This window comes from Longimicrobiaceae bacterium (genome assembly GCA_035936415.1).
Lineage (GTDB): Bacteria > Gemmatimonadota > Gemmatimonadetes > Longimicrobiales > Longimicrobiaceae > JAFAYN01.
Genome location: DASYWD010000217.1, coordinates 1 through 18,556 on the forward strand (window position 1 = coordinate 1; position 18,556 = coordinate 18,556).

Genomic DNA, 18,556 nt, shown 5'->3' on the forward strand with positions numbered 1-18,556 from the left:
ACCTCCAGCAGCGCGTCGGCCGCGCCCTCGCGGAACTCGCCGGCCTCGGCCATCTCCCACACCCGGCTCGCCGCTTCCTCGAACCCGGCGCGGTCGCCCACGCCCCCGGCGGCGCGGGCGATGTTCGCCAGCACGATGGGGCGCTCGCCCGAGCAGGCGAGGTGCGGCAGCAGCGCGCGGAACACGGGGAGCGCGCGGGCGTGGTGGCCCTGGTCCATCCAGAAGAAGGCCACGTCGTGCGCCAGCGCGGGGAGGCGCGGGTGGTCGGACCCGTACTCGTCGTACGCGCCCCGGGCGAACCGCTCCGCCTCGTCCGCGCGCCCGGCGAGCGTGGCGAGCACGAACAGGTCGTGGAGGGTCATCCCCGCCACGGAGTGCAGGGCGTGGCGGCGGGCGGCGCGGAGCGCGCGGACGTAGAAGCGGCGCGCCGCCGGGAGGTTGCCGCGCTGCAGGTACTGGTTGCCCAGACCGAGGAAGGCCAGGGAGTACGCGGACCAGTCGCCGGTCTGCCGCCCCAGCGCCACCGTCCGGCGGAACCAGCTCTCGGCGCGCGCGTGCTCCGCGCGGCGCCGCGCCAGGCGCGCGACCGTGTACGCCGTGGCCGCCTCCATCGGCGCGGCGAACGCGGCCGACTGCGCGAAGGCCAGCGCGGTGGCGGCGGCGCCGCGGTCGTCCGCCCACTGGGCCACCTGGAGGCAGGCCCGCGAGGCCAGCTCGCCCGTGAGGGCGTCGGGGTTCCCGAGCAGCTCGGAGATCTCCAGGAGCGGGACCTCCAGCCCGGGCTCCAGCCTCTCGGCCCCGATCGCGGCCCGGCGGCGCTCCTCGGCGCCCGCGGCGAACAGCCCGTCCCGCCGGTCCTCGGGCGAGGCGGCCCACAGCGACACGTCGCGCACCGAGTGCCAGAGGATCAGCGCCAACCCTCCCCCGAACTCCTCCAGGATTCCCGCACCCTCGAACGGCTCCTCCCCGTGCGTGATCGCCGGGGGGACCCGCCACCGCCGGCGCGTGCGCCGGACCGGGGGGCTGAGGCGTGGCTTTCGGGTGTGCGGGTTCCGCGGCATCGTCGAGAGAGCCCCGTTTGCGTCCAAAATGATGAGTGGTACCACTATACCCTTACCCTGCCTGCCGCGCCATAGCCGCGGGCCCCGCAACCGCGCATGCATTCCGCCACAACGCGCTGCGCGTTGGCGCGGAGCCGGAACACACGTACCTTCCGGCGTTCCCACCGGCCCGCCCCGGGTGACAGGGCCCTCCTCGCACGAGACGATGAATCGCAGCCCGAAGCGGCGCCTCGCCACGCAGATCGCCATCATCCTCGCCGCCTTCCTCGGCTGGAACGCGCTCATGGGCGGCGCGCTCCTCCTGCTGCCGAGGGTGTACGCGATCCTGGCGGCGGCGCTGCTCTTCGCCTGGTTCCTCCGCGCCTTCGTGCTGCGGAGCGGCCGGCCGGGGGAGCGCCGCCGCTGGGCGCTGCTCCGGATCCGCCCGCTGGGGCGCGGCGCGGCGCGGGCCACGCTGGCGTCGATCCCCGTGCTGTTCGCGCTCTCCTGGAGCGTCGGGGAGCTCTGGGTGCGGCTGGTGCCGGTCCCGCCGGAGACGCTGCAGCCCTTCCGCCAGCTCACCGGCGACCCGCTGGGGCGGCTCAGCGTCACCCTCGTCGCCGTCGTCGCGGCCCCGCTGCTGGAGGAGCTCGTCTTCCGCGGCATGATCCAGCACCCGCTGGAGCGGCGCTGGGGCCCGGGCCGGGCCATCGCCTTGACCTCGCTGGTCTTCGCTGCCTTCCACTTCCTCCCCTGGGTGCTGCCGGTGCACCTGGTGCTGGGCCTCGCCTTCGGGTACGCGGTGTACGCCACCCGCTCCATCTGGGCGGGGGTGGCGCTGCACGCCGCCAACAATTCGATGGCGGCGCTGGCGCTGGGCGCCGAGACGCCGGAGCTCCCCCCCACCATCTGGCGGACGGGGATCACGTCCGAGTTCTGGACCGCCCTGGCCGTCCTCGCGGCGGCGGCCGTGGCGGCGCGGCACGCCGCGGAGTGGCTCTGGCGCGCCGGGCACGCGGCACGCCTCGCGGAGCGGGGGCGTCGCACCTCCTAGCACCGCCCTTGCGGGTGCCGGAACGGCGTGGAATCTTCCGAACGTTCGTCCCGTTCCGCGCGAGCGACGCGCCCCGCCGCGTCCGTCCCGATGCCGAGGAGGAGGTGCCGATGTCCGAGATCCCGCTGGACACCCTGCTGCAGGAGGACCGCAGCTTTCCGCCCCCGCCGGAGTTCGCCCGGGAGGCGCACGTGTCCGACACGGAGGCGTACCGGCGCGCGGAGGAGGACCCGGAGGGCTACTGGGCCGGCTGGGCGGAGGAGCTGCACTGGTTCCGGAAGTGGGACCGGGTGCTGGAGTGGGAGCCGCCGTACGCGAAGTGGTTCGTGGGCGGGAAGCTGAACGCCGCCTACAACTGCCTGGACCGGCACCTGGAGGGCCCCCGCCGCACCAAGACCGCCCTCCTCTGGGAGGGGGAGCCCGGCGACCGCCGGAGCTACACCTACGAGGAGCTGCACCGCGAGGTGTCCCGCGCCGCGAACGCGCTGCGCGAGCTGGGCGTCCGCAGGGGCGACCGGGTCGCCATCTACCTCCCCATGATCCCCGAGGCCGCCATCGCCATGCTGGCCTGCGCCCGCATCGGGGCTGTGCACTCGGTGGTGTTCGGGGGCTTCTCGGCGGAGTCGCTGCGCGACCGCATCCGCGACGCGGAGGTCCGCCTCCTGATCACCGCGGACGGCGGCTACCGCCGCGGCGGGGTGGTGGCGCTGAAGCGAAGCGCGGACGAGGCGCTGGAGCGGGAGGGGGGGTGCCCCACCATCGAGCGGGTGCTGGTGGTGCGGCGCCACGGCGCGGACGGCGAAACGCTCGCCGGGGCGGAGATGACGGCGGGCCGGGACGTGTGGTGGCACGACGCGGTGGACGGCGCCGATCCCGACTGCCCGGCGGAGGAGATGGACGCGGAGGACCTCCTCTACGTCCTCTACACCTCGGGGACCACGGGGAAGCCCAAGGGGATCATGCACACCACCGGGGGCTACCTGACCCAGGCGTACGCCACCACGAAGTGGGTCTTCGACCTCAAGGACGACGACGTCTACTGGTGCACCGCGGACGTCGGCTGGGTGACGGGGCACTCCTACATCGTCTACGGGCCGCTCGCCGCCGGAGCCACCGCCCTGATGTACGAGGGCGCCCCCGACCACCCGGACCGCGGGCGCTTCTGGAGGCTGGTGCAGGACTACGGCGTCACCATCTTCTACACCGCCCCCACGGCCATCCGCGCCTTCATGAAGTGGGGGACGGAGTGGCCGGAGCGGTACGACCTCTCCTCGCTGCGGCTCCTGGGCACCGTCGGCGAGCCGATCAACCCGGAGGCGTGGATCTGGTACCACCGCAACGTCGGCGGGGAGCGCTGTCCGATCGTGGACACCTGGTGGCAGACGGAGACGGGGGCCATCATGATCACCCCGCTCCCGGGGGTCACCGCCACCACGCCGGGCTCCGCCACCACGGCGTTCCCGGGGATCCGCGCCGACATCCTGAGCCTGAGCGGGGAGGTGATCCCGGTGGGCGGAGGCTTCCTGGCCATCCGCCGCCCCTGGCCCTCCATGCTCCGGGGGATCTGGGGCGACCCGCAGCGCTTCGTGGAGACCTACTGGTCCAAGTGGGCGGGCCGGACGGTGGGCTCCGGCGACGACGCCCAGCCGGGGGAGAGCGTCTACTTCCCGGGCGACGGGGCGAAGCGGGACGAGCACGGCTACTTCTGGGTGATCGGCCGGATCGACGACGTCCTCAACGTGGCCGGGCACCGCATCGGCACCATGGAGGTGGAGTCGGCGCTGGTGGACCACCCGGCGGTCGCGGAGGCGGCGGTGGTCGGGAAGGCGCACGAGCTGAAGGGACAGGCGGTCGCGGCCTTCGTCACGCTGAAGGAGGGGCAGGCCCCGTCGGAGGAGCTCAAGAAGGAGCTGAGCGACCACGTGGTGAAGAAGATCGGCGCCATCGCCCGCCCGGACGCCGTCCTCTTCGCGGGCGACCTCCCCAAGACCCGCTCCGGGAAGATCATGCGCCGGCTCCTCAAGGACATCGCCGAGGGGCGCACCCTCGGCGACACCACCACCCTGGCCGACCCCAACGTGGTGGCGCGCCTCAAGGCGGACTACGAGAGCCGCGAGAGCTGAAGCACGCTCCCCGACGGCTCCAGCGGGCGCACGCCTCCCCGGCGTGCTCCCCGCTGGCTGGCTTCGAGATTTCCTCCCCCAGCCGCGAGGTCGACATGGCACGATCCACCTCCGCACTCCGCCAGCTCTGGGCGCCGCCGTGCTCGGGGCCGTTCGTCACCCGCATGATCGTGCCCGGCGTGCGGGTCACCGTGCACCAGCTCGCGTGGGAGGCCGTGCAGGCGCTGGGCTCGGTCCTGCAGGCGCACCGCTACCCCGTGCGCGCAGGGGACACCGGGGCGTACAACTGCCGCACGATCACCGGGGGCACCGGGTACAGCCTGCACGCCTACGGGATCGCGGTGGACGTGAACTGGAACAGCAACCCGTTCCGCAGGGACCGGCTGGTCACCGACATGCCGCCGCAGATGATCGCGGACGTGTACCGCGTCCGGACGCGGCAGGGCGTCCCCGTCTGGCGCTGGGGCGGTGACTGGGACGCGAACCCCAATACGCCCAACAGCAACTACGACGCGATGCACTTCGAGATCGTCGCGTCGCCGCAGGAGCTCGGCGCGGGGATCGACTGGTCCACCGTGCTTCAGCCGGCCCGCGACCCGTCGCGCCCGGACACCTGGCCCATGGTGCACCCCGGCGACCGCGGCCCCACCGTGGCCGCACTCCAGCAGATGCTCGGCATCCCCGCCGACGGGATCTACGGCCCCGGGACGGGCGACGCGGTCCGGAGGTACCAGACGCTGCACGGCCTGGTCGCGGACGGACTGGTGGGCCTGCAGTCGTGGACCTCGCTCCTGACCGGGCAGCCGCCGGTGGGGGCGGGGGTTCCCAGCCCGGTCAAGCTGCCCCATCCCTGACCCGGCGCCGGACGCCAGAAGGAGGGCGGCTCCCGGACGGGGGCCGCCCTCCTTCGTTTCCCTCCTACCGCTCCCGCCCGATCCGCAGCTTCGCCACCTTCCCGCCCGGCCCCACCGCCCACACCGCGTCCGGCCCCGCCGCGGCCACGGCGTTGTACCCCACCGTGTCGATGGGCGTCCAGCTCTCCCCCCCGTCGATCGAGTAGTCGGAGCCCGAGGTGCCCACGGCGATGAGCAGCCGCGGGTCCGTCCCCGGGACGAACGCCACGCCGGAGCGGTACCCGCGCGGCGGGGCGCCGCGGATGGCCCGCCAGGTGCGGCCGCCGTCGGTGGTCTTCGCCACGTTCCCGGCGCTCTCCTGCGGCTTCGTGTAGTCCCCACCGACGGCGATCCCCTCGCGCTCGTTCCAGAACGCCAGCGAGAACACCCCCGCCCCGGGCGAGCCGGCGGCCATCGGCGTCGGCGACACGGCCCAGGTGCGCCCGCCGTCCTCGGAGCGGAAGACGCGCGCCTGCGCCCCGCCCCCGGTGCCGAACCAGACTCTGTCGCCGTGGACGGCGATGCCGGTGCCGCTCGCCGCGAACCCGGCCTCGTCCGGGAGGGCGGGCGGGAGGCTCTGCGGCGGGACCGGGCTCCACGCCTCGCCGTCCCGGGTGGCGAGGACGAGGAAGCGCCCGTCCACCGGGTCGCTGTAGGCGAAGCCCTCCCCGGGGCCGCGGAACGCCATCCCGTCCAGGAATCCCTGCGGCCCCGGGACGGTGTACTGCAGCGTCCAGCTCCGCCCGGCGTCCGTGGTCCGGTAGATCCGGGACTGCGGCCCCTCCCCGATGCTCATCAGGTAGGCGGTGCCCGTACCGGTCGTGTGCACGTCTCGGAAGTCCAGCGCGGTCGCGCCGGGGACGGTGTCGCGCTGCCAGGTCGCACCGCCATCCGTGGTGCGCAGCACGGCGCCGCCGGTGCCGCTCGCCCAGGCTTCCTGCGGGCTCACCACGCTGATGCCGCGGAAGGAGGCAGTGGTGCCGCTCTCCTGCGGGATCCAGGCGAGACCGGTTACGGGGGCGGTCTGCTCGGCGGCGGGCGGCGGCGTGCAGGCTGGCGCCCCGGCGAAGACGGCGAGCGCGGCGAGCCGGAGCGTGTGGGACCGGGGCATGTGCGTTCGGGATCGGGTCAGAGGTCGGGGATCTGCCAGTCGATCGGGGCCTTCCCGGCCTTCTGGAGCGCTCCGTTGATCTGCGAGAACGGGCGGCTGCCGAAGAACCCGCGCTTGGCGGAGAGCGGCGACGGGTGCACGGACTGGACGATGGTGTGCCGGTCGGTGTCGATCAGCTCAGTCTTCTTCCCCGCGGGCGCGCCCCAGAGCACGAAGACGACCTCCTCGTCCTTGTGTCCCACCTTGCGGATGACGGCGTCCGTGAACTTCTCCCACCCCTTCCCCTTGTGGGAGTTGGGCTCGCCCTCGCGGACCGTAAGCACCGTGTTGAGGAGGAGCACGCCCTGCTCGGCCCACGGCACCAGGTAGCCGTTGTTGGGGATCTTACGGCCCAGGTCCGCGTGCAGCTCCTTGAAGATGTTCCGGAGCGACGGCGGCGGCTTCACCCCCGGCCGCACGGAGAAGGCGAGGCCGTGCGCCTGGCCGGGGCCGTGGTAGGGGTCCTGGCCGAGGATCACGACCTTCACGTCATCGAACGGGGTCAGCTCCAGCGCGGTGAAGACCTCGTCCTCCGGCGGGTAGACGGTGTGCTCCTTCCGCTCCTTCTCCAGGAATTCGTGCAGCTTCTGGAAATAGGGCTTCTCCAGCTCGTCGCCGACGACGGCCTGCCAGCTGGGGGGGAGGGGAAGCATCATTCGCCTAGCCAAGTGGGCGGTGGGTACGTGCTCTCGCGACATGTCGGAGCAGCCTCAGAAAATCACACACCACGACGCAACCCGCGTTCCCCAGATGACATCCCGCTTACCTTACGGGAAATACCGCGCGGGAGGCGCCCGAGAAAAAGAGGAGCCTTGTCCTTCTAAACCGTAAGCCTGATCGGATAGCGGCCGCGCCGCCGTGTTTAGAACCGGAAACCTGCTGGTCGAGGTCGCTATCCGCTCTGCTTCCAACACCAGCGAAAGTAGGAGGAGGCCGTGCTAAGACCCATGCTTGTCGCCTGCGCGATTGGTCTCAGTCTGCTCTCGCACTCCGCGCTCGCCGGACAAACCGCGACAGCGGTTCCTCGTAGGCCAGCGCAGACCGTCAAGGTCGACCTCGCAGCGCAGCAGTTCGAGACGGGGCTGCCATTCCGGGAACGGTTCTGGATTCGTGGAACCCTCGCGAACCCTGCCGACAGCATCGTGCTGACCTACGGGGTAGCAGATAGGGACGAAAACAACAGGTTATTCATACGGGGTCGTCCCACGAGGAAATCCATTCCAAAGAGTCATGTCGTCAAATCGAAAGACTTCGCGTTCGCAATCGAGCCCTTGCAACCCAACGTCGAGTACCTCTTCCGGTTCCGATTCTACGAGGGCGCGGCATTCGATACGGTCCAGATAATTGGCAGGCCGAAAGCCTCGCTTGCGCAGCACTTCGACGCGGATGTCGGCGTTCTGAGGAGCGAGAATGCCGGGAACTGGGGTTTGGTCACGAGCTCCCACTTCCATTTCATTCCTATCAACAAGAACGAGGATGACTCATTCACTTCCGGCCCAGGCGCGAGGCTGGCGAGGCAAATCAGCATGTTTGGCGGAATAGCTTTTCAGGAGATCTACTCCGAGGTGGAGGTAAGCAAGTTCTTCACCTTTGGTTCGCCAGTTGCCGGGGTCGGCATCCGAGGGCCGCTAGGCCTTGACTTCATGCGAGTTAACGGAGGTGTGATCTGGTTTAAGCAGAAGGATGCGAACCCACTGATATCTCGCCAGCGGGTCAAGCGAGATGTATTCGTCAGCGCCACAGCCGATCTGGAAATGAAACAGGTGCTGGGGCCTCTTGTCGCCCTGCTTGGCATCAGGTAGCGCTCTGGCTGCACCGCCTCTAACGTCAAAAGGTACAACCATGATCCTCGACCCCTCAGGACGACGGATTGCCTGCCGGCTCAGGAGCCCCCGCACGCTTGTTCCACTTTTCGCCGCCGTTTTATTCCTAGTCTCTTGCGACGAGCTTACCTCGGAACTGGAGCGGAGCCCCGACGAGGTCCATCTCTCCGAGATCATTGGGCTATTCCGCGTAAACCACCCCCTCCCGCTCACCGCGAACGGTGCATCGGAAGACACACTTCTCGCGGTCCTTCCGCCGGGTGCGAGCCCCCGCGTTGTCACGTTTTCCACAACCGCGGGATCTTTCAGACGTACGGCTGGAGCTCGGGAGATCAAGGTCCGGGCGGAAAGGGATCTCGAATCGGGCCGCGATAGGTTGGTCGCGCGTGCGGTGCTCGTTTCGGATACGATACCCAGGGTAGCGACTGTCTCGGCAACGGTCGCGGAGTTCACCACCTATTTGCAGGTTCCGTTTGTGAAGGCACCTTAACAGCGAACGTGAACGCGAGAGGAAAGATCATGAGCAGCCCCGATCCGCGAACCAGCAAGCACTCTGAGGCGTCCGACAGGGCAGAGACCGCCCGTGGCTGCTGCCGCATCGAACGCAACGGGCGGGTTGACCTTCACGAGAACTTCACTTGGGAAGAGTGCATGGCGCAGGCCGACTTCGTTGGTGGAAACCCTTCCTGGACCCCAAACACCTCCTGCGGGGATTAGTCAGCATATCAGGAACGGGGGAACCGGCGGGCCTCACCTTCCCATCATTCGACGATATGCCTGCCTCAGGACGGCGCGCGTCCATGTTCGAACACGCGCGTGACTGCGCCCGGCTCATTTCTCCTACGGCCTCGCCTCCACCACCTCCCCGCCCATCGCCCGTGGGTACCGGATCCCCTCCACCATCTCCTGCACCTCGGGAGGTGGCGGAGGGGTGAGCAGGCTCACCACCACCATCACCGCGAAGTTCAGCAGCATCCCCACTGTCCCGATCCCCTGCGCGTTCACCCCGAAGAAGCTCTCGATCACCGGCTTCTCCAGCGCCAGGAACTGCAGGATCTGCGGCGTGCGGATCAGCAGGATCATGACGGCCGTGAACGTCAGCCCGATGATCATCCCCCAGATCGCCCCCTCCCGCGTGGCGCGCTTCCAGAAGATCCCCAGGATGATGACGGGGAAGAAGCTCGCCGCCGCCAGCCCGAAGGCGAACGCCACCACCTCCGCCACGAACCCCGGCGGGTAGATCCCGAAGAACCCGGCGACCACCACTGCGAAGGCGATGGTGATGCGCCCCACCAGGAGCCGCTTGCGGTCAGACGCCTCCGGGTTGATCAGGTGCCCGTACACGTCGTGGGCGATGGCGCTGGAGATCACGATCAGCAGCCCCGACGCCGTGGAGAGCGCCGCCGCCAGCCCGCCCGCCGCCACCAGCGCGATGATGAACGGCGCCAGCCGCGCGATCTCCGGGAGCGCAAGCACGATGATGTCCCGGTCGATGCTCGCCGTGAGCCCGTTCGCCCCGAACAGCTCCGGCGCCTGCATGATGCCGTCCCCGTTGGCGTCCTGGAGCGTGATGAGCCCCGTCTGCATCCAGTTCTGCACCCAGGGCACCGCCTGCACCTCGGCCAGGGGGCGCCCCGCCAGCGACTCCAGGATGTAGAACTTGGCGAAGATGGCGATGGTGGGCGCCGTGGTGTACAGGAAGGCGATGAAGAGCAGCGCCCACCCCGCGCTCCAGCGCGCCGCGGCCACGCTGCGCACCGTGTAGAAGCGCACGATCACGTGCGGGAGCCCCGCAGTCCCCACCATCAGCGCGATGGTGATGAAGAGGACGTTGATGAACGATAGGTCCGTGAACGGCGACGAGTACCCCGTCAGCCCCAGGTCGCGCGAGATGGCGTCCAGCCGCGGGAGGATGTCCGCGATGGCCGCCTGCGGCACCGGGTTGTTGGTGAGGAGCAGCGCGATGGCGATGGCCGGCACCAGGTACGCGAAGATCAGGACGCAGTACTGCGCGATCTGCGTGTTGGTGACCCCCTTCATCCCCCCGAGCACCGCGTAGAAGGCCACGATCACCATCCCGATGATCACCCCCCAGGTGACGTCCACCTGCAGGAAGCGCGAGAACACCACCCCCACCCCGCGCATCTGCCCCGCCACGTAGGTGAACGACACGAAGATCGCCGCCACCACCGCCACCACGCGCGCCGTGGACGAGTAGTAGCGGTCGCCCACGAAGTCCGGGACCGTGTACTTGCCGAACTTGCGCAGGAAGGGCGCGAGGAGGAGCGCCAGGAGCACGTAGCCCCCCGTCCACCCCATGAGGTACACCGCGCCGTCGTAGCCCAGGAAGGCGATGATCCCCGCCATGGAGATGAAGCTGGCGGCGCTCATCCAGTCCGCCGCCGTCGCCATCCCGTTCCCCACCGCCGAGACCCCCTGCCCGGCCACGTAGAAGCCCGCCGTGGTCCGCACGCGGCTGGCGATGGCGATGCCGACGTACAGCGCGAAGGTCAGCCCGACGATGACGTACGTCCAGCCCTGGATGCCCATGGGAGACCGGGGTGCGGGAGTGTGGGGTGCGCGTGGGGGCGGCTCAGTGCGACGCGGTCACGTGGCGCGTGGTCTCCGGCGTCTCCTCCACGCCGAACTCGCGGTCGGTGCGGTCGGCGAGCCAGGCGTTCAGGAAGATCAGCACGACGAAGACGTAGATGGAGCCCTGCTGCGCCATCCAGAAGCCGAACGGCACCCCGCCCATGGAGAAGCGGTTGAGCGGCTCCACCAGCACGATGCTCATGATGGGCCCGGCGAGGAGCCAGACGGACAGGAGGAGCAGGATGCGGCGGAGGGTGCGGCGCCAGTACAGCTCCCGGTCGAACGTGGGGTGGGCGGACATGCGGATCTCCTCGTTGCGTGCGGGAAGGCGCGCCGGCTGCAAACAGGTGGACGAAGAGCTTAGGACGGCGGGAGGGCGCGCCGCAAGCCCCGCGCCGCTTGCCTCCCCGGGCGCGACCGGTAAGTTTACCGCGCTCTTCCGTCCGGCAGGGACCCTCGCCTCCTCCACCGGATCCCATGTCTCCCGAGTACCAGCCGCCATCGCGCCGCGGGGCCTCCGGCGCCGTCCCCCGCGCCATCGACCGCCTGAGCGACCTCGTCGGCCGCGCCGTGCTCTGGCTGGTGGCGGTCATGGTGGCGATCGGCGCCTTCAACGCCGTCGCCCGCTACCTGAACCGCGTCACCGACACCAACCTGGCCTCCAACGCGTACCTGGAGGCCCAGTGGTACCTCTTCAGCCTGGTGTTCCTCCTGGGCGCGGCGTACGCGCTCAAGGAGGACGCCCACGTGCGGGTGGACGTGCTCTACGGCCGGCTGGGCCCGCGCGGGAAGGCGTGGATCGACCTGCTCGGCACGGTGCTCTTCCTGATCCCCTTCTGCGTGCTGATGCTCTGGGTCTCCTGGCCATCCGTGGTGGCGTCGTGGGCGGTGCGCGAGGTGTCCCCGGACCCGGGCGGGCTCCCCCGCTACCCCATCAAGGCCGTGGTGCTGGTGGCCTTCGCGCTCCTCCTGCTGCAGGGCGTCGCGCAGATCTGGAAGCAGGTGGCGCTCCTGCGCGGCGCGGCGCCGCCCCCGGAGCCGGGCCGTCACCTCCCGGAGGAGGTATGACGGGAGACTGGCTCGCCCCCCTGATGTTCGTGGGGGCGCTGGTGCTGATCTTCTCCGGCTACCCGGTGGCGTTCGCGCTGGGGGGCACGGCGCTGATCTTCGCCTTCATCGGAGTGGAGGCCGGGTACTTCGACTGGCACCTGCTGCTCGCCATGCCGGATCGCACCTTCGGCGTGATGAGCAACTACATCCTCCTGGCCGTGCCCTACTTCATCTTCATGGGCACCATGCTGGAGAAGTCGCGCCTGGCGGAGGACCTGCTGGAGACCATCGGGATCCTCTTCGGGCGGATGCGCGGGGGGCTGGCGCTGGCGGTGGTGCTGGTGGGGACGCTGCTCGCCGCCGCCACCGGGGTGGTGGGCGCCTCGGTCACGGCCATGGGGCTGATCTCGCTCCCGGTCATGCTCCGCTACGGGTACGACCGCCGGCTGGCCTCCGGGGTGATCACCGCCTCGGGCACGCTGGGGCAGATCATCCCGCCCAGCGTGGTCCTGGTGGTGCTCGCCGACCAGCTCGGCGTCTCCGTGGGCGACCTGTTCGTGGGATCGCTGGTGCCGGGGCTGATGCTGGCGGGGCTCTACGCCCTGTACGTGCTGGGCGTGGCGGTGGTGAAGCCGGAGGCCGCCCCCGCGCTCCCCCGCGAGGTGCGCAACGTGCCGGCCGGGGCGCTGGCCCGCCGGGTGGGGCTGGTGATGGTCCCCCCGCTGGTGCTGATCGTCCTGGTGCTGGGGAGCATCTTCGCCGGGGTGGCGACGCCCACGGAGGCGGGGGCGCTGGGCGCGGTGGGGGCGGTGGCGCTCGCCGCGGCCAACCGGCGGCTCTCCGTGTCCGCGGTGCGCGACGCGCTGGAGGCCACGATGCGGCTCACCGTGATGGTGATGTTCCTGCTGATCGGCTCCACCGCGTTCGCGCTGGTCTTCCGCGGCCTCTACGGCGACTTCTGGATCGAGGGGCTGCTCACGAACCTCCCCGGCGGCGCGGTGGGGCTGCTGATCGTCGCGAACCTGGCGATCTTCACGCTGGGGTTCTTCATCGACTTCTTCGAGATCGCCTTCATCATCATCCCCCTGCTCGTCCCCGCCGTGCTGGCGCTGGGGATCGACCCGGTCTGGTTCGGGGTGATGGTGGCGATGAACCTGCAGACCTCCTTCCTGACGCCGCCCTTCGGCTTCGGCCTCTTCTACCTGCGCGGCGTGGCCCCGCCCGAGCTGAAGACCCAGGAGATCTACCGCGGCGCCATCCCCTTCGTCCTGATCCAGCTCCTCGCGCTGCTCCTGGTGGTCCTCTTCCCCGGGCTGGTCAGCCGCTGACGGAGCCGGCGGCTACTCATTTCCGAGCCGCCGGCCGCAGCCGGTTGTACTTCGCCAGGATCTCCCGCAGCCGGTCGTGCGGGAGCGCGTGGGCGCGCACGTCGTCCGCGCCCGTCATGGTCTCCGCGCCGACCAGGGCGTTGGTGATCGCCTCCTCGGTGGCCTGCACGGTCGCCAGGAAGAGCGGGTCGATCCGGTCGTTGGGGAGCATGACCAGCGAGGGGGTGCCGGTGGCCGCTCCCGCCCCGGGATTGGCGGTGGAGAAGGCCAGGAAGAGGTCGCCCGAGAAGTTGCTGGCGATGCTCCCGTGCCGCCCCAGCCCCAGCGAGGCCCGCGTCACCAGCCGCTCCAGCTGGTGCGGGAGGAGGGGGGCGTCCGTCGCCACCACGATGATGATGGACCCGGCCTCGGTGTTCGGGATCTCCGCGGCCGAGACCGGCCGCCCGCAGCGCGGCAGCCTGCGGACGAAGGCCTGCACCGGCTCCCGGTCGGTGGCCAGGCAGACCCCCGGCTCCGTCAGCTCCTCCCCCACCGGGACCCCGGCGATCCGCATGTGGCGCTGGCTCCCGTAGTTGCACTGCACCAGCACGCCGACGGTGTACCCGCCCTGCTCGGCGGGGAGCGTGCGGGACGACGTGCCGATCCCCCCCTTGAAGCCATGGCAGATCATCCCGGTCCCGCCCCCGACGCTCCCCTCCGCGACGGGGCCGGCGGTGGCTCCGTCGAGCGCGGAGAAGACGTGCTCGGGCCGGACGTGGAAGCCGTTGATGTCGTTGAGCCGGCCGTCCCACGTCTCGGCCACCACCGGGAGCGCCCACAGGAAGCCGGGGTGCTTCTTCGCCATCCAGTCGATCACGGCGTCGCGCACCACCCCCACGCTGTGGGTGTTGGTGATGAGCACCGGCCCGTCGAGGAAGCCCGACTCGTCCACCCAGGCCGCCCCCGTCATCTCCCCGTTGCCGTTCAGGGAGAACCACGCCGAGAAGACGGGGTCGCTGGAGTCCTTGCCGCGGGGAAAGACGGCCGTCACGCCGGTCCGCACGGGGCCCTTCCCCACCACCAGCGGGCCGCTCCCCGAGATCAGCGTGGTGTGCCCCACCTCCACCCCGGGCACGTCGGTGATGGCGTTGAGGCGCCCCGGCGTCCCGTCGAAGGGAACGCCCAGGTCACGGGCGCGGGTCTGCCCCCAGAGCGGGGCGGAGAGCAGGAGCGCGAGCAGCGCCGGGCCCCCGAGACGGACGGAAAGGCGAGAAGGGCGGTTCACGGTCGCTCCGGGTTCGGGAAACGGGGATCGGACGCCGCGCCCCGCGCGGCGTCCGGGAGGAGCGGCAGCGGTTCGGGCACGTCTATGCGCCGCCCCGGACCCGGCCGAGCGCCCGGTCGAGGACGTCCAGCGCGAAGTCGACGTCCCCGGCGGTGATGCACAGGGGGGGCTTGATCCGGAGCACGTTCCCCTCCAGCCCGCCCTTGCCGAGGAGCACGCCCATCCGGCGGGCCTCCTCCAGGAGCTGGGCCGTCTCCTCCTTCGCCGGAGCCCGGGAGTCCCGGTCCTTCACCAGCTCCACCCCGAGCATCAGCCCCATCCCCCGGACGTCGCCGACCAGGGGGTGCCGCCCCTGCAGCTCGCGGAGCCCGTCCAGGAAGCGTCCGCCCACCACGCGGGCGTTCTCCTGCAGCCCCTCCCGGTCGATCACGTCCAGCACCGCCGAGCCCGCCGCCATGGCGACCGGGTTCCCTCCGAAGGTGTTGAAGTGGAGCCGCTGCGCGAGCTTCTCCGCGATCTCCCGGCGGGTGGTGACCGCGGCCAGCGGGATCCCGTTGCCGATCCCCTTCGCCATGGTCACGATGTCCGGCACCACGTCGTAGTTCTGGAAGCCCCAGTAGTGGGCGCCGGTCCGCCCGAAGCCGGTCTGCACCTCGTCGGCGATGCAGAGCCCGCCGTGCTCCCGCGCGATGGCGTACGCCTCCTTGAGGTAGTTGGGCGCACCCCGCGTGGCGCCGCCCACCCCCTGGATCGGCTCGGCGATGAAGGCCGCGATCTTCCCCGGCGTGGAGTACCGGATCACTTCCCGTACGTCCTCCGCGCTCCGGGAGGCCACCTCCTCCGGCGTTCCCGCGAACGGGGTGCGGTAGGAATCCGGGCACATGGCGTGGTGCACGCCCACGTTCTGCGGGATCGGGAACTTCCAGGTGTGCTGCGAGGTCAGCCCCATGGCCGAGGGGGAGCCGCCGTGGTACCCGTTGCGCACCGCGACGACGTCGGTGTTCCCGGTGTACAGCCGCGCCATGGCGATGGCCAGGTCGTTCGCGTCGCTCCCGCTGTTGACGAAGTAGGTGACGTCCAGCCCCGGAGGCATCCTGGAGGCGAGCTTCCGGGCGAACTCGGGCAGGTTGGGGTGGAGATAGATGGTGGTGGTGTGCTGGAGCGTGGCCACCTGCTCCTGGACGCGGGACAGGATCGCGGGGTGGCAGTGACCGCAGGACACGGTCACGATCCCGGCGAACAGGTCCAGGTAGCGCCGGCCGGTCTCGTCGAAGAGGTACTGCATCTTCCCCTCGACGATCATCAGCGGCTCCCCGTAGAGCGTAAAGACCGCCGGGTTCACGTACTGCCGGCGCATCTCCAGGACCTCCTCCCGCGAGGGCCCGGTGTAGGGGCGGGGCGCGTAGTCGAAGGCGGGCATCTCCACCGGGGCGGTCGTCGGTCCGGGCATGGGCGTCTCGGCTCGGAGGAGCGCCGGGACGGGAGCGCTGCGCGCCCGCCCTCGGCGATCCGTGGTTGGGAGGATCCGGCGTTCCCGCGCGGCTAGGACATCCAGTTGGCTCCGGCCTCGCGGTTCCACTTGGTCGTGGTCTTCTTCGAGCGGGTCCAGAACTCGATGGAGCTCCGCCCGGTGAGGTCGCCGACGCCGAACCGCGAGTCGTTCCACCCCCCGAACCCGAAGGGCTCGCGCGGGACCGGGACCCCCACGTTGACCCCCACCATCCCGGCGCTGGCGCGCTCGGCGACGTAGCGCGCCAGGCCGCCGCTCTCGGTGAACACCGAGGCCGCGTTGCCGTACGGGGAGCGGTTCTCGATCTCCAGCGCGCGGTCCACGTCCGGGGCGCGGACGATCGCCAGCACCGGGCCGAAGACCTCCTCCTGCGCGATCCGCATCTCCGGCGTGACGTGGTCGATCACCGTCGGCCCCACGTAGAACCCCTCCTCCCTTCCGGGAACCACGGCGCCCCTCCCGTCCAGCAGGATCCTGGCCCCGGCCGCCTCGGCCTCGCCGATGTAGCGCTCGATGCGCTCCCTGGCCTCGCGGGAGATGACCGGGCCCACGTGCTCGCCGGGGACGAGCCCGCGGGCGTGCTCCACCATCCGGGCGATGATGGAGTCGGTCTCCGAGACCGCCACCAGCACCGAGGCCGCCATGCAGCGCTGCCCCGTGCAGCCGGCCATCGAGGCGACGATGTTGCTGGAGGCCATCTCCGGGTCGGCGTCCGGCATCAGGAGGATGTGGTTCTTGGCTCCGCCGAGCGCCAGCACGCGCTTGAGGCTGGAGGTGCCCCGGCGGTAGACGGCCTTCGCCACGCGGGTGGAGCCCACGAAGCTGACCGCCTCGATCCCGGGGTGGTCGCAGATGGCCTCGACCACCTCCCGGGCTCCGTTGACCACGTTGAAGACGCCCCGGGGGAGCCCCGCCTCCGCGAGGAGCGCCGCGATGCGCTGCGCGGACAGCGGCACCATCTCGGAGGGCTTGAGCACCATGCAGTTCCCCAGCGCGACGGCGTTGGGGATGGTCCAGTGCGGCACCATGCTGGGGAAGTTGAACGGGACGATGGAGGCCACCACCCCCAGCGGGTGCCGGTCCACGCGGCACTCCACGCCCCGGCTCACCTCCATCACCTCGCCCACGGCGATCTGCGGCAGCGAACAGGCGAACTCCGTGAGCTCGACGGCCTTGAGCACCTCGGCCTCGGCCTCGCCGTACACCTTTCCGTGCTCCTCGACGATCAGCTCGCTCAGCTCCCGGAGGTTCTGCTCCAGCAGGGCACGGTAGCGGTAGAAGACCTGCACCCGCTCCTTCAGCGGAGTTCCCGCCCATCCGGGGAACGCCTCCTGCGCCGCCCGGACCGCGCCGTCCACCTCCCCGGCGGAGGACAGCGGGACCCGCGAGATCACGCTTCCGTCACGCGGGCCGTACACGTCCAGGAGCGGCCGCTCCACCTCCACGAACTCCCCACGGACGTAGTTCCGCACGGTCGGATGCCGGGTCGCCCCGGGCGCCGTGGACCGAGCCCCGGAGGGAGAGGTCGTCGCCGTCATGCGCAGCTCCCGGTGGCGGGTGAATGGGAAGAAAACTCCGCACCTGCCGTCTCACCCGGTTCCATGCCGCGCCGCGAGCCGGGGAAACGCGAAGTTCTCATACGCCTGGTCCGCGGTGCTGAACCAGCGGTACGTCTCCCCCCGCACCTTCTTCCACTCGTCGTAGATGCGGCGGTAGGCGGCGTCGGCCCCGGCCTGCTCCTCGAAGAGGGCCGTGGACTGCTGCAGCGCGGCCTCCATCATGTCCTGCGGGAAGGGAATCACCTGCACCCCCTGCCCCACCAGCCGGGCGAGGGCCGGGGGGTTCAGCGCGTCGTACCGCGCCATCATGTCCAGGCTGGCCTCGCGCGAGGCCACCTCGAACGCCTCCTGGTACCCCTTCGGGAGCGTGTCCCAGGCGCGGCGGTTCACGTAGAAGGAGAGCGCCGGGCCCGGCTCCCACCAGCCGGGGTAGTGGTAGTTCTTCGCCACCTTTTGGAAGCCCAGCTTCTCGTCGTCGTAGGGCCCCACCCACTCGGTGGCGTCGATGGTCCCGCGCTCCAGCGCCGGGTAGATGTCGCCGCCCGAGAGCACCTGCACGGACACGCCCAGCCGGTTCATCACCTCCCCGCCCAGCCCGGGGATGCGCATCTTCAGCCCGCGCAGGTCGGCCAGGGAGCGGACCGGGCGGCGGAACCACCCGCCCATCTGCGTCCCCGTGTTCCCGCCGGGGAAGTTTACGACGTTGAAGTCGGAGAAGAGCTCGCGCATGCGCTCCAGCCCCCCGCCGTGCAGGAGCCAGGCGTTGTGGCCGCGCACCGTGAGCCCGAAGGGGACCGCGCAGTCGAAGGCGAGCGCGGGGTTCTTCCCCGTGTAGTAGTACGAGGCGGAGTGCCCGGCCTGCACCGTCCCCTGCTGCACCGCGTCCAGCACCTGCAGCCCGGGGACCAGCTCCCCCGCCGGGTAGGCGCGGATCTGGAAGCGCCCGTCGGTGAGCGCCTCCACCCGCTTCGCCAGCGTCTCGGAGGCCCCGTAGATGGTGTCCAGCCCGCGCGGGAAGCTGGACACCATCCGCCACATCACCCGCCGCCCGGTCTGCACCGCGGGGGCGCCGCCGCCCGCCTCCTCGCCCCCGGCGCAGGCGGCCAGGCCGCCGGTCGCCAGGCCGAGAACCGCCTTCTTCGCGAACTCGCGTCTCTCCATGGGCACGCT

16 protein-coding genes are annotated in these 18,556 nt (G+C 70.8%); 7 read left to right on the forward strand and 9 right to left on the reverse strand.

Annotated features, from left to right (window positions below):
* Positions 1 to 1,061 (reverse strand): hypothetical protein (locus tag VGR37_08590; GenBank protein ID HEV2147447.1); only part of this gene is annotated, 1,061 nt, incomplete at its 3' end.
* A gap of 205 nt (positions 1,062 to 1,266) precedes the next feature.
* Here VGR37_08590 and VGR37_08595 point away from each other — a divergent pair.
* The 3 genes from VGR37_08595 to VGR37_08605 all read left to right on the forward strand — a co-directional run bounded on the left by VGR37_08595 (position 1,267) and on the right by VGR37_08605 (position 5,071).
* Complete coding sequence (locus VGR37_08595; protein HEV2147448.1) at positions 1,267 to 2,094, forward strand: type II CAAX endopeptidase family protein; 828 nt, start codon at positions 1,267 to 1,269, stop codon at positions 2,092 to 2,094.
* A 110-nt stretch (positions 2,095 to 2,204) separates the two neighbouring features.
* On the forward strand, positions 2,205 to 4,217 hold the full coding sequence (acs, locus tag VGR37_08600; protein ID HEV2147449.1) for an acetate--CoA ligase: 2,013 nt from the start codon (positions 2,205 to 2,207) through the stop codon (positions 4,215 to 4,217).
* A gap of 95 nt (positions 4,218 to 4,312) precedes the next feature.
* Positions 4,313 to 5,071: a M15 family metallopeptidase gene (locus VGR37_08605; protein ID HEV2147450.1), complete on the forward strand. Its 759-nt coding sequence runs from the start codon at positions 4,313 to 4,315 to the stop codon at positions 5,069 to 5,071.
* A gap of 64 nt (positions 5,072 to 5,135) precedes the next feature.
* Here VGR37_08605 and VGR37_08610 read toward each other — a convergent pair whose 3' ends face one another.
* A complete protein-coding gene (locus VGR37_08610; protein ID HEV2147451.1) occupies positions 5,136 to 6,221 on the reverse strand; it encodes a YCF48-related protein in 1,086 nt (361 codons plus the stop codon).
* Between the two features lie 17 nt (positions 6,222 to 6,238).
* Positions 6,239 to 6,916 (reverse strand): uracil-DNA glycosylase, encoded by a 678-nt coding sequence (locus VGR37_08615; GenBank protein ID HEV2147452.1) that lies wholly within the window; start codon positions 6,914 to 6,916, stop codon positions 6,239 to 6,241.
* Positions 6,917 to 7,195: 279 nt separating this feature from the next.
* Here VGR37_08615 and VGR37_08620 point away from each other — a divergent pair, with 279 nt between their 5' ends.
* Positions 7,196 to 8,062 carry a hypothetical protein gene (locus VGR37_08620; GenBank protein HEV2147453.1) on the forward strand — a complete coding sequence of 289 codons (867 nt, stop codon included), beginning with the start codon at positions 7,196 to 7,198 and terminating at the stop codon, positions 8,060 to 8,062.
* Positions 8,063 to 8,102: 40 nt separating this feature from the next.
* Positions 8,103 to 8,573 carry a hypothetical protein gene (locus VGR37_08625; GenBank protein ID HEV2147454.1) on the forward strand — a complete coding sequence of 157 codons (471 nt, stop codon included), beginning with the start codon at positions 8,103 to 8,105 and terminating at the stop codon, positions 8,571 to 8,573.
* 350 nt (positions 8,574 to 8,923) lie between these two features.
* On the opposite strand, the gene VGR37_08630 is transcribed toward VGR37_08625, so the two are convergent.
* Both VGR37_08630 and VGR37_08635 read right to left on the reverse strand, forming a co-directional pair.
* On the reverse strand, positions 8,924 to 10,633 hold the full coding sequence (locus VGR37_08630) for a sodium:solute symporter family protein (GenBank protein HEV2147455.1): 1,710 nt from the start codon (positions 10,631 to 10,633) through the stop codon (positions 8,924 to 8,926).
* A gap of 43 nt (positions 10,634 to 10,676) precedes the next feature.
* A complete protein-coding gene (locus tag VGR37_08635) occupies positions 10,677 to 10,976 on the reverse strand; it encodes a DUF4212 domain-containing protein (GenBank protein HEV2147456.1) in 300 nt (99 codons plus the stop codon).
* A gap of 176 nt (positions 10,977 to 11,152) precedes the next feature.
* Between VGR37_08635 and VGR37_08640 the strand changes: the two genes are divergently transcribed.
* On the forward strand, positions 11,153 to 11,743 hold the full coding sequence (locus VGR37_08640) for a TRAP transporter small permease subunit (protein HEV2147457.1): 591 nt from the start codon (positions 11,153 to 11,155) through the stop codon (positions 11,741 to 11,743).
* A complete protein-coding gene (locus VGR37_08645) occupies positions 11,740 to 13,053 on the forward strand; it encodes a TRAP transporter large permease subunit (protein ID HEV2147458.1) in 1,314 nt (437 codons plus the stop codon). The genes VGR37_08640 and VGR37_08645 overlap by 4 nt, the downstream gene beginning before the upstream one ends.
* A gap of 16 nt (positions 13,054 to 13,069) precedes the next feature.
* Here VGR37_08645 and VGR37_08650 read toward each other — a convergent pair whose 3' ends face one another.
* The 4 genes from VGR37_08650 to VGR37_08665 form a co-directional block, all read right to left on the reverse strand.
* Positions 13,070 to 14,317: a P1 family peptidase gene (locus tag VGR37_08650; protein HEV2147459.1), complete on the reverse strand. Its 1,248-nt coding sequence runs from the start codon at positions 14,315 to 14,317 to the stop codon at positions 13,070 to 13,072.
* An 82-nt stretch (positions 14,318 to 14,399) separates the two neighbouring features.
* Positions 14,400 to 15,767: an aspartate aminotransferase family protein gene (locus tag VGR37_08655; GenBank protein ID HEV2147460.1), complete on the reverse strand. Its 1,368-nt coding sequence runs from the start codon at positions 15,765 to 15,767 to the stop codon at positions 14,400 to 14,402.
* Between the two features lie 92 nt (positions 15,768 to 15,859).
* A complete protein-coding gene (locus VGR37_08660) occupies positions 15,860 to 17,365 on the reverse strand; it encodes a CoA-acylating methylmalonate-semialdehyde dehydrogenase (protein HEV2147461.1) in 1,506 nt (501 codons plus the stop codon).
* Positions 17,366 to 17,416: 51 nt separating this feature from the next.
* A complete protein-coding gene (locus VGR37_08665) occupies positions 17,417 to 18,547 on the reverse strand; it encodes a TRAP transporter substrate-binding protein (GenBank protein HEV2147462.1) in 1,131 nt (376 codons plus the stop codon).
* Between the last annotated feature and the right edge of the window lie 9 nt (positions 18,548 to 18,556).

Bases quoted from the DNA above. Each gene is read 5' to 3' on its own strand.
- VGR37_08640 (HEV2147457.1), top strand. From the start codon at position 11,153: ATGTCTCCCGAGTACCAGCCGCCATCGCGCCGCGGGGCCTCCGGCGCC.
- VGR37_08595 (HEV2147448.1), top strand. From the start codon at position 1,267: ATGAATCGCAGCCCGAAGCGGCGCCTCGCCACGCAGATCGCCATCATC.
- VGR37_08665 (HEV2147462.1), bottom strand. From the start codon at position 18,547: ATGGAGAGACGCGAGTTCGCGAAGAAGGCGGTTCTCGGCCTGGCGACC.
- VGR37_08630 (HEV2147455.1), bottom strand. From the start codon at position 10,633: ATGGGCATCCAGGGCTGGACGTACGTCATCGTCGGGCTGACCTTCGCG.
- VGR37_08635 (HEV2147456.1), bottom strand. From the start codon at position 10,976: ATGTCCGCCCACCCCACGTTCGACCGGGAGCTGTACTGGCGCCGCACC.
- VGR37_08660 (HEV2147461.1), bottom strand. From the start codon at position 17,365: ATGACGGCGACGACCTCTCCCTCCGGGGCTCGGTCCACGGCGCCCGGG.
- VGR37_08615 (HEV2147452.1), bottom strand. From the start codon at position 6,916: ATGATGCTTCCCCTCCCCCCCAGCTGGCAGGCCGTCGTCGGCGACGAG.
- VGR37_08605 (HEV2147450.1), top strand. From the start codon at position 4,313: ATGGCACGATCCACCTCCGCACTCCGCCAGCTCTGGGCGCCGCCGTGC.
- acs (HEV2147449.1), top strand. From the start codon at position 2,205: ATGTCCGAGATCCCGCTGGACACCCTGCTGCAGGAGGACCGCAGCTTT.
- VGR37_08655 (HEV2147460.1), bottom strand. From the start codon at position 15,767: ATGCCCGGACCGACGACCGCCCCGGTGGAGATGCCCGCCTTCGACTAC.
- VGR37_08645 (HEV2147458.1), top strand. From the start codon at position 11,740: ATGACGGGAGACTGGCTCGCCCCCCTGATGTTCGTGGGGGCGCTGGTG.
- VGR37_08610 (HEV2147451.1), bottom strand. From the start codon at position 6,221: ATGCCCCGGTCCCACACGCTCCGGCTCGCCGCGCTCGCCGTCTTCGCC.
- VGR37_08625 (HEV2147454.1), top strand. From the start codon at position 8,103: ATGATCCTCGACCCCTCAGGACGACGGATTGCCTGCCGGCTCAGGAGC.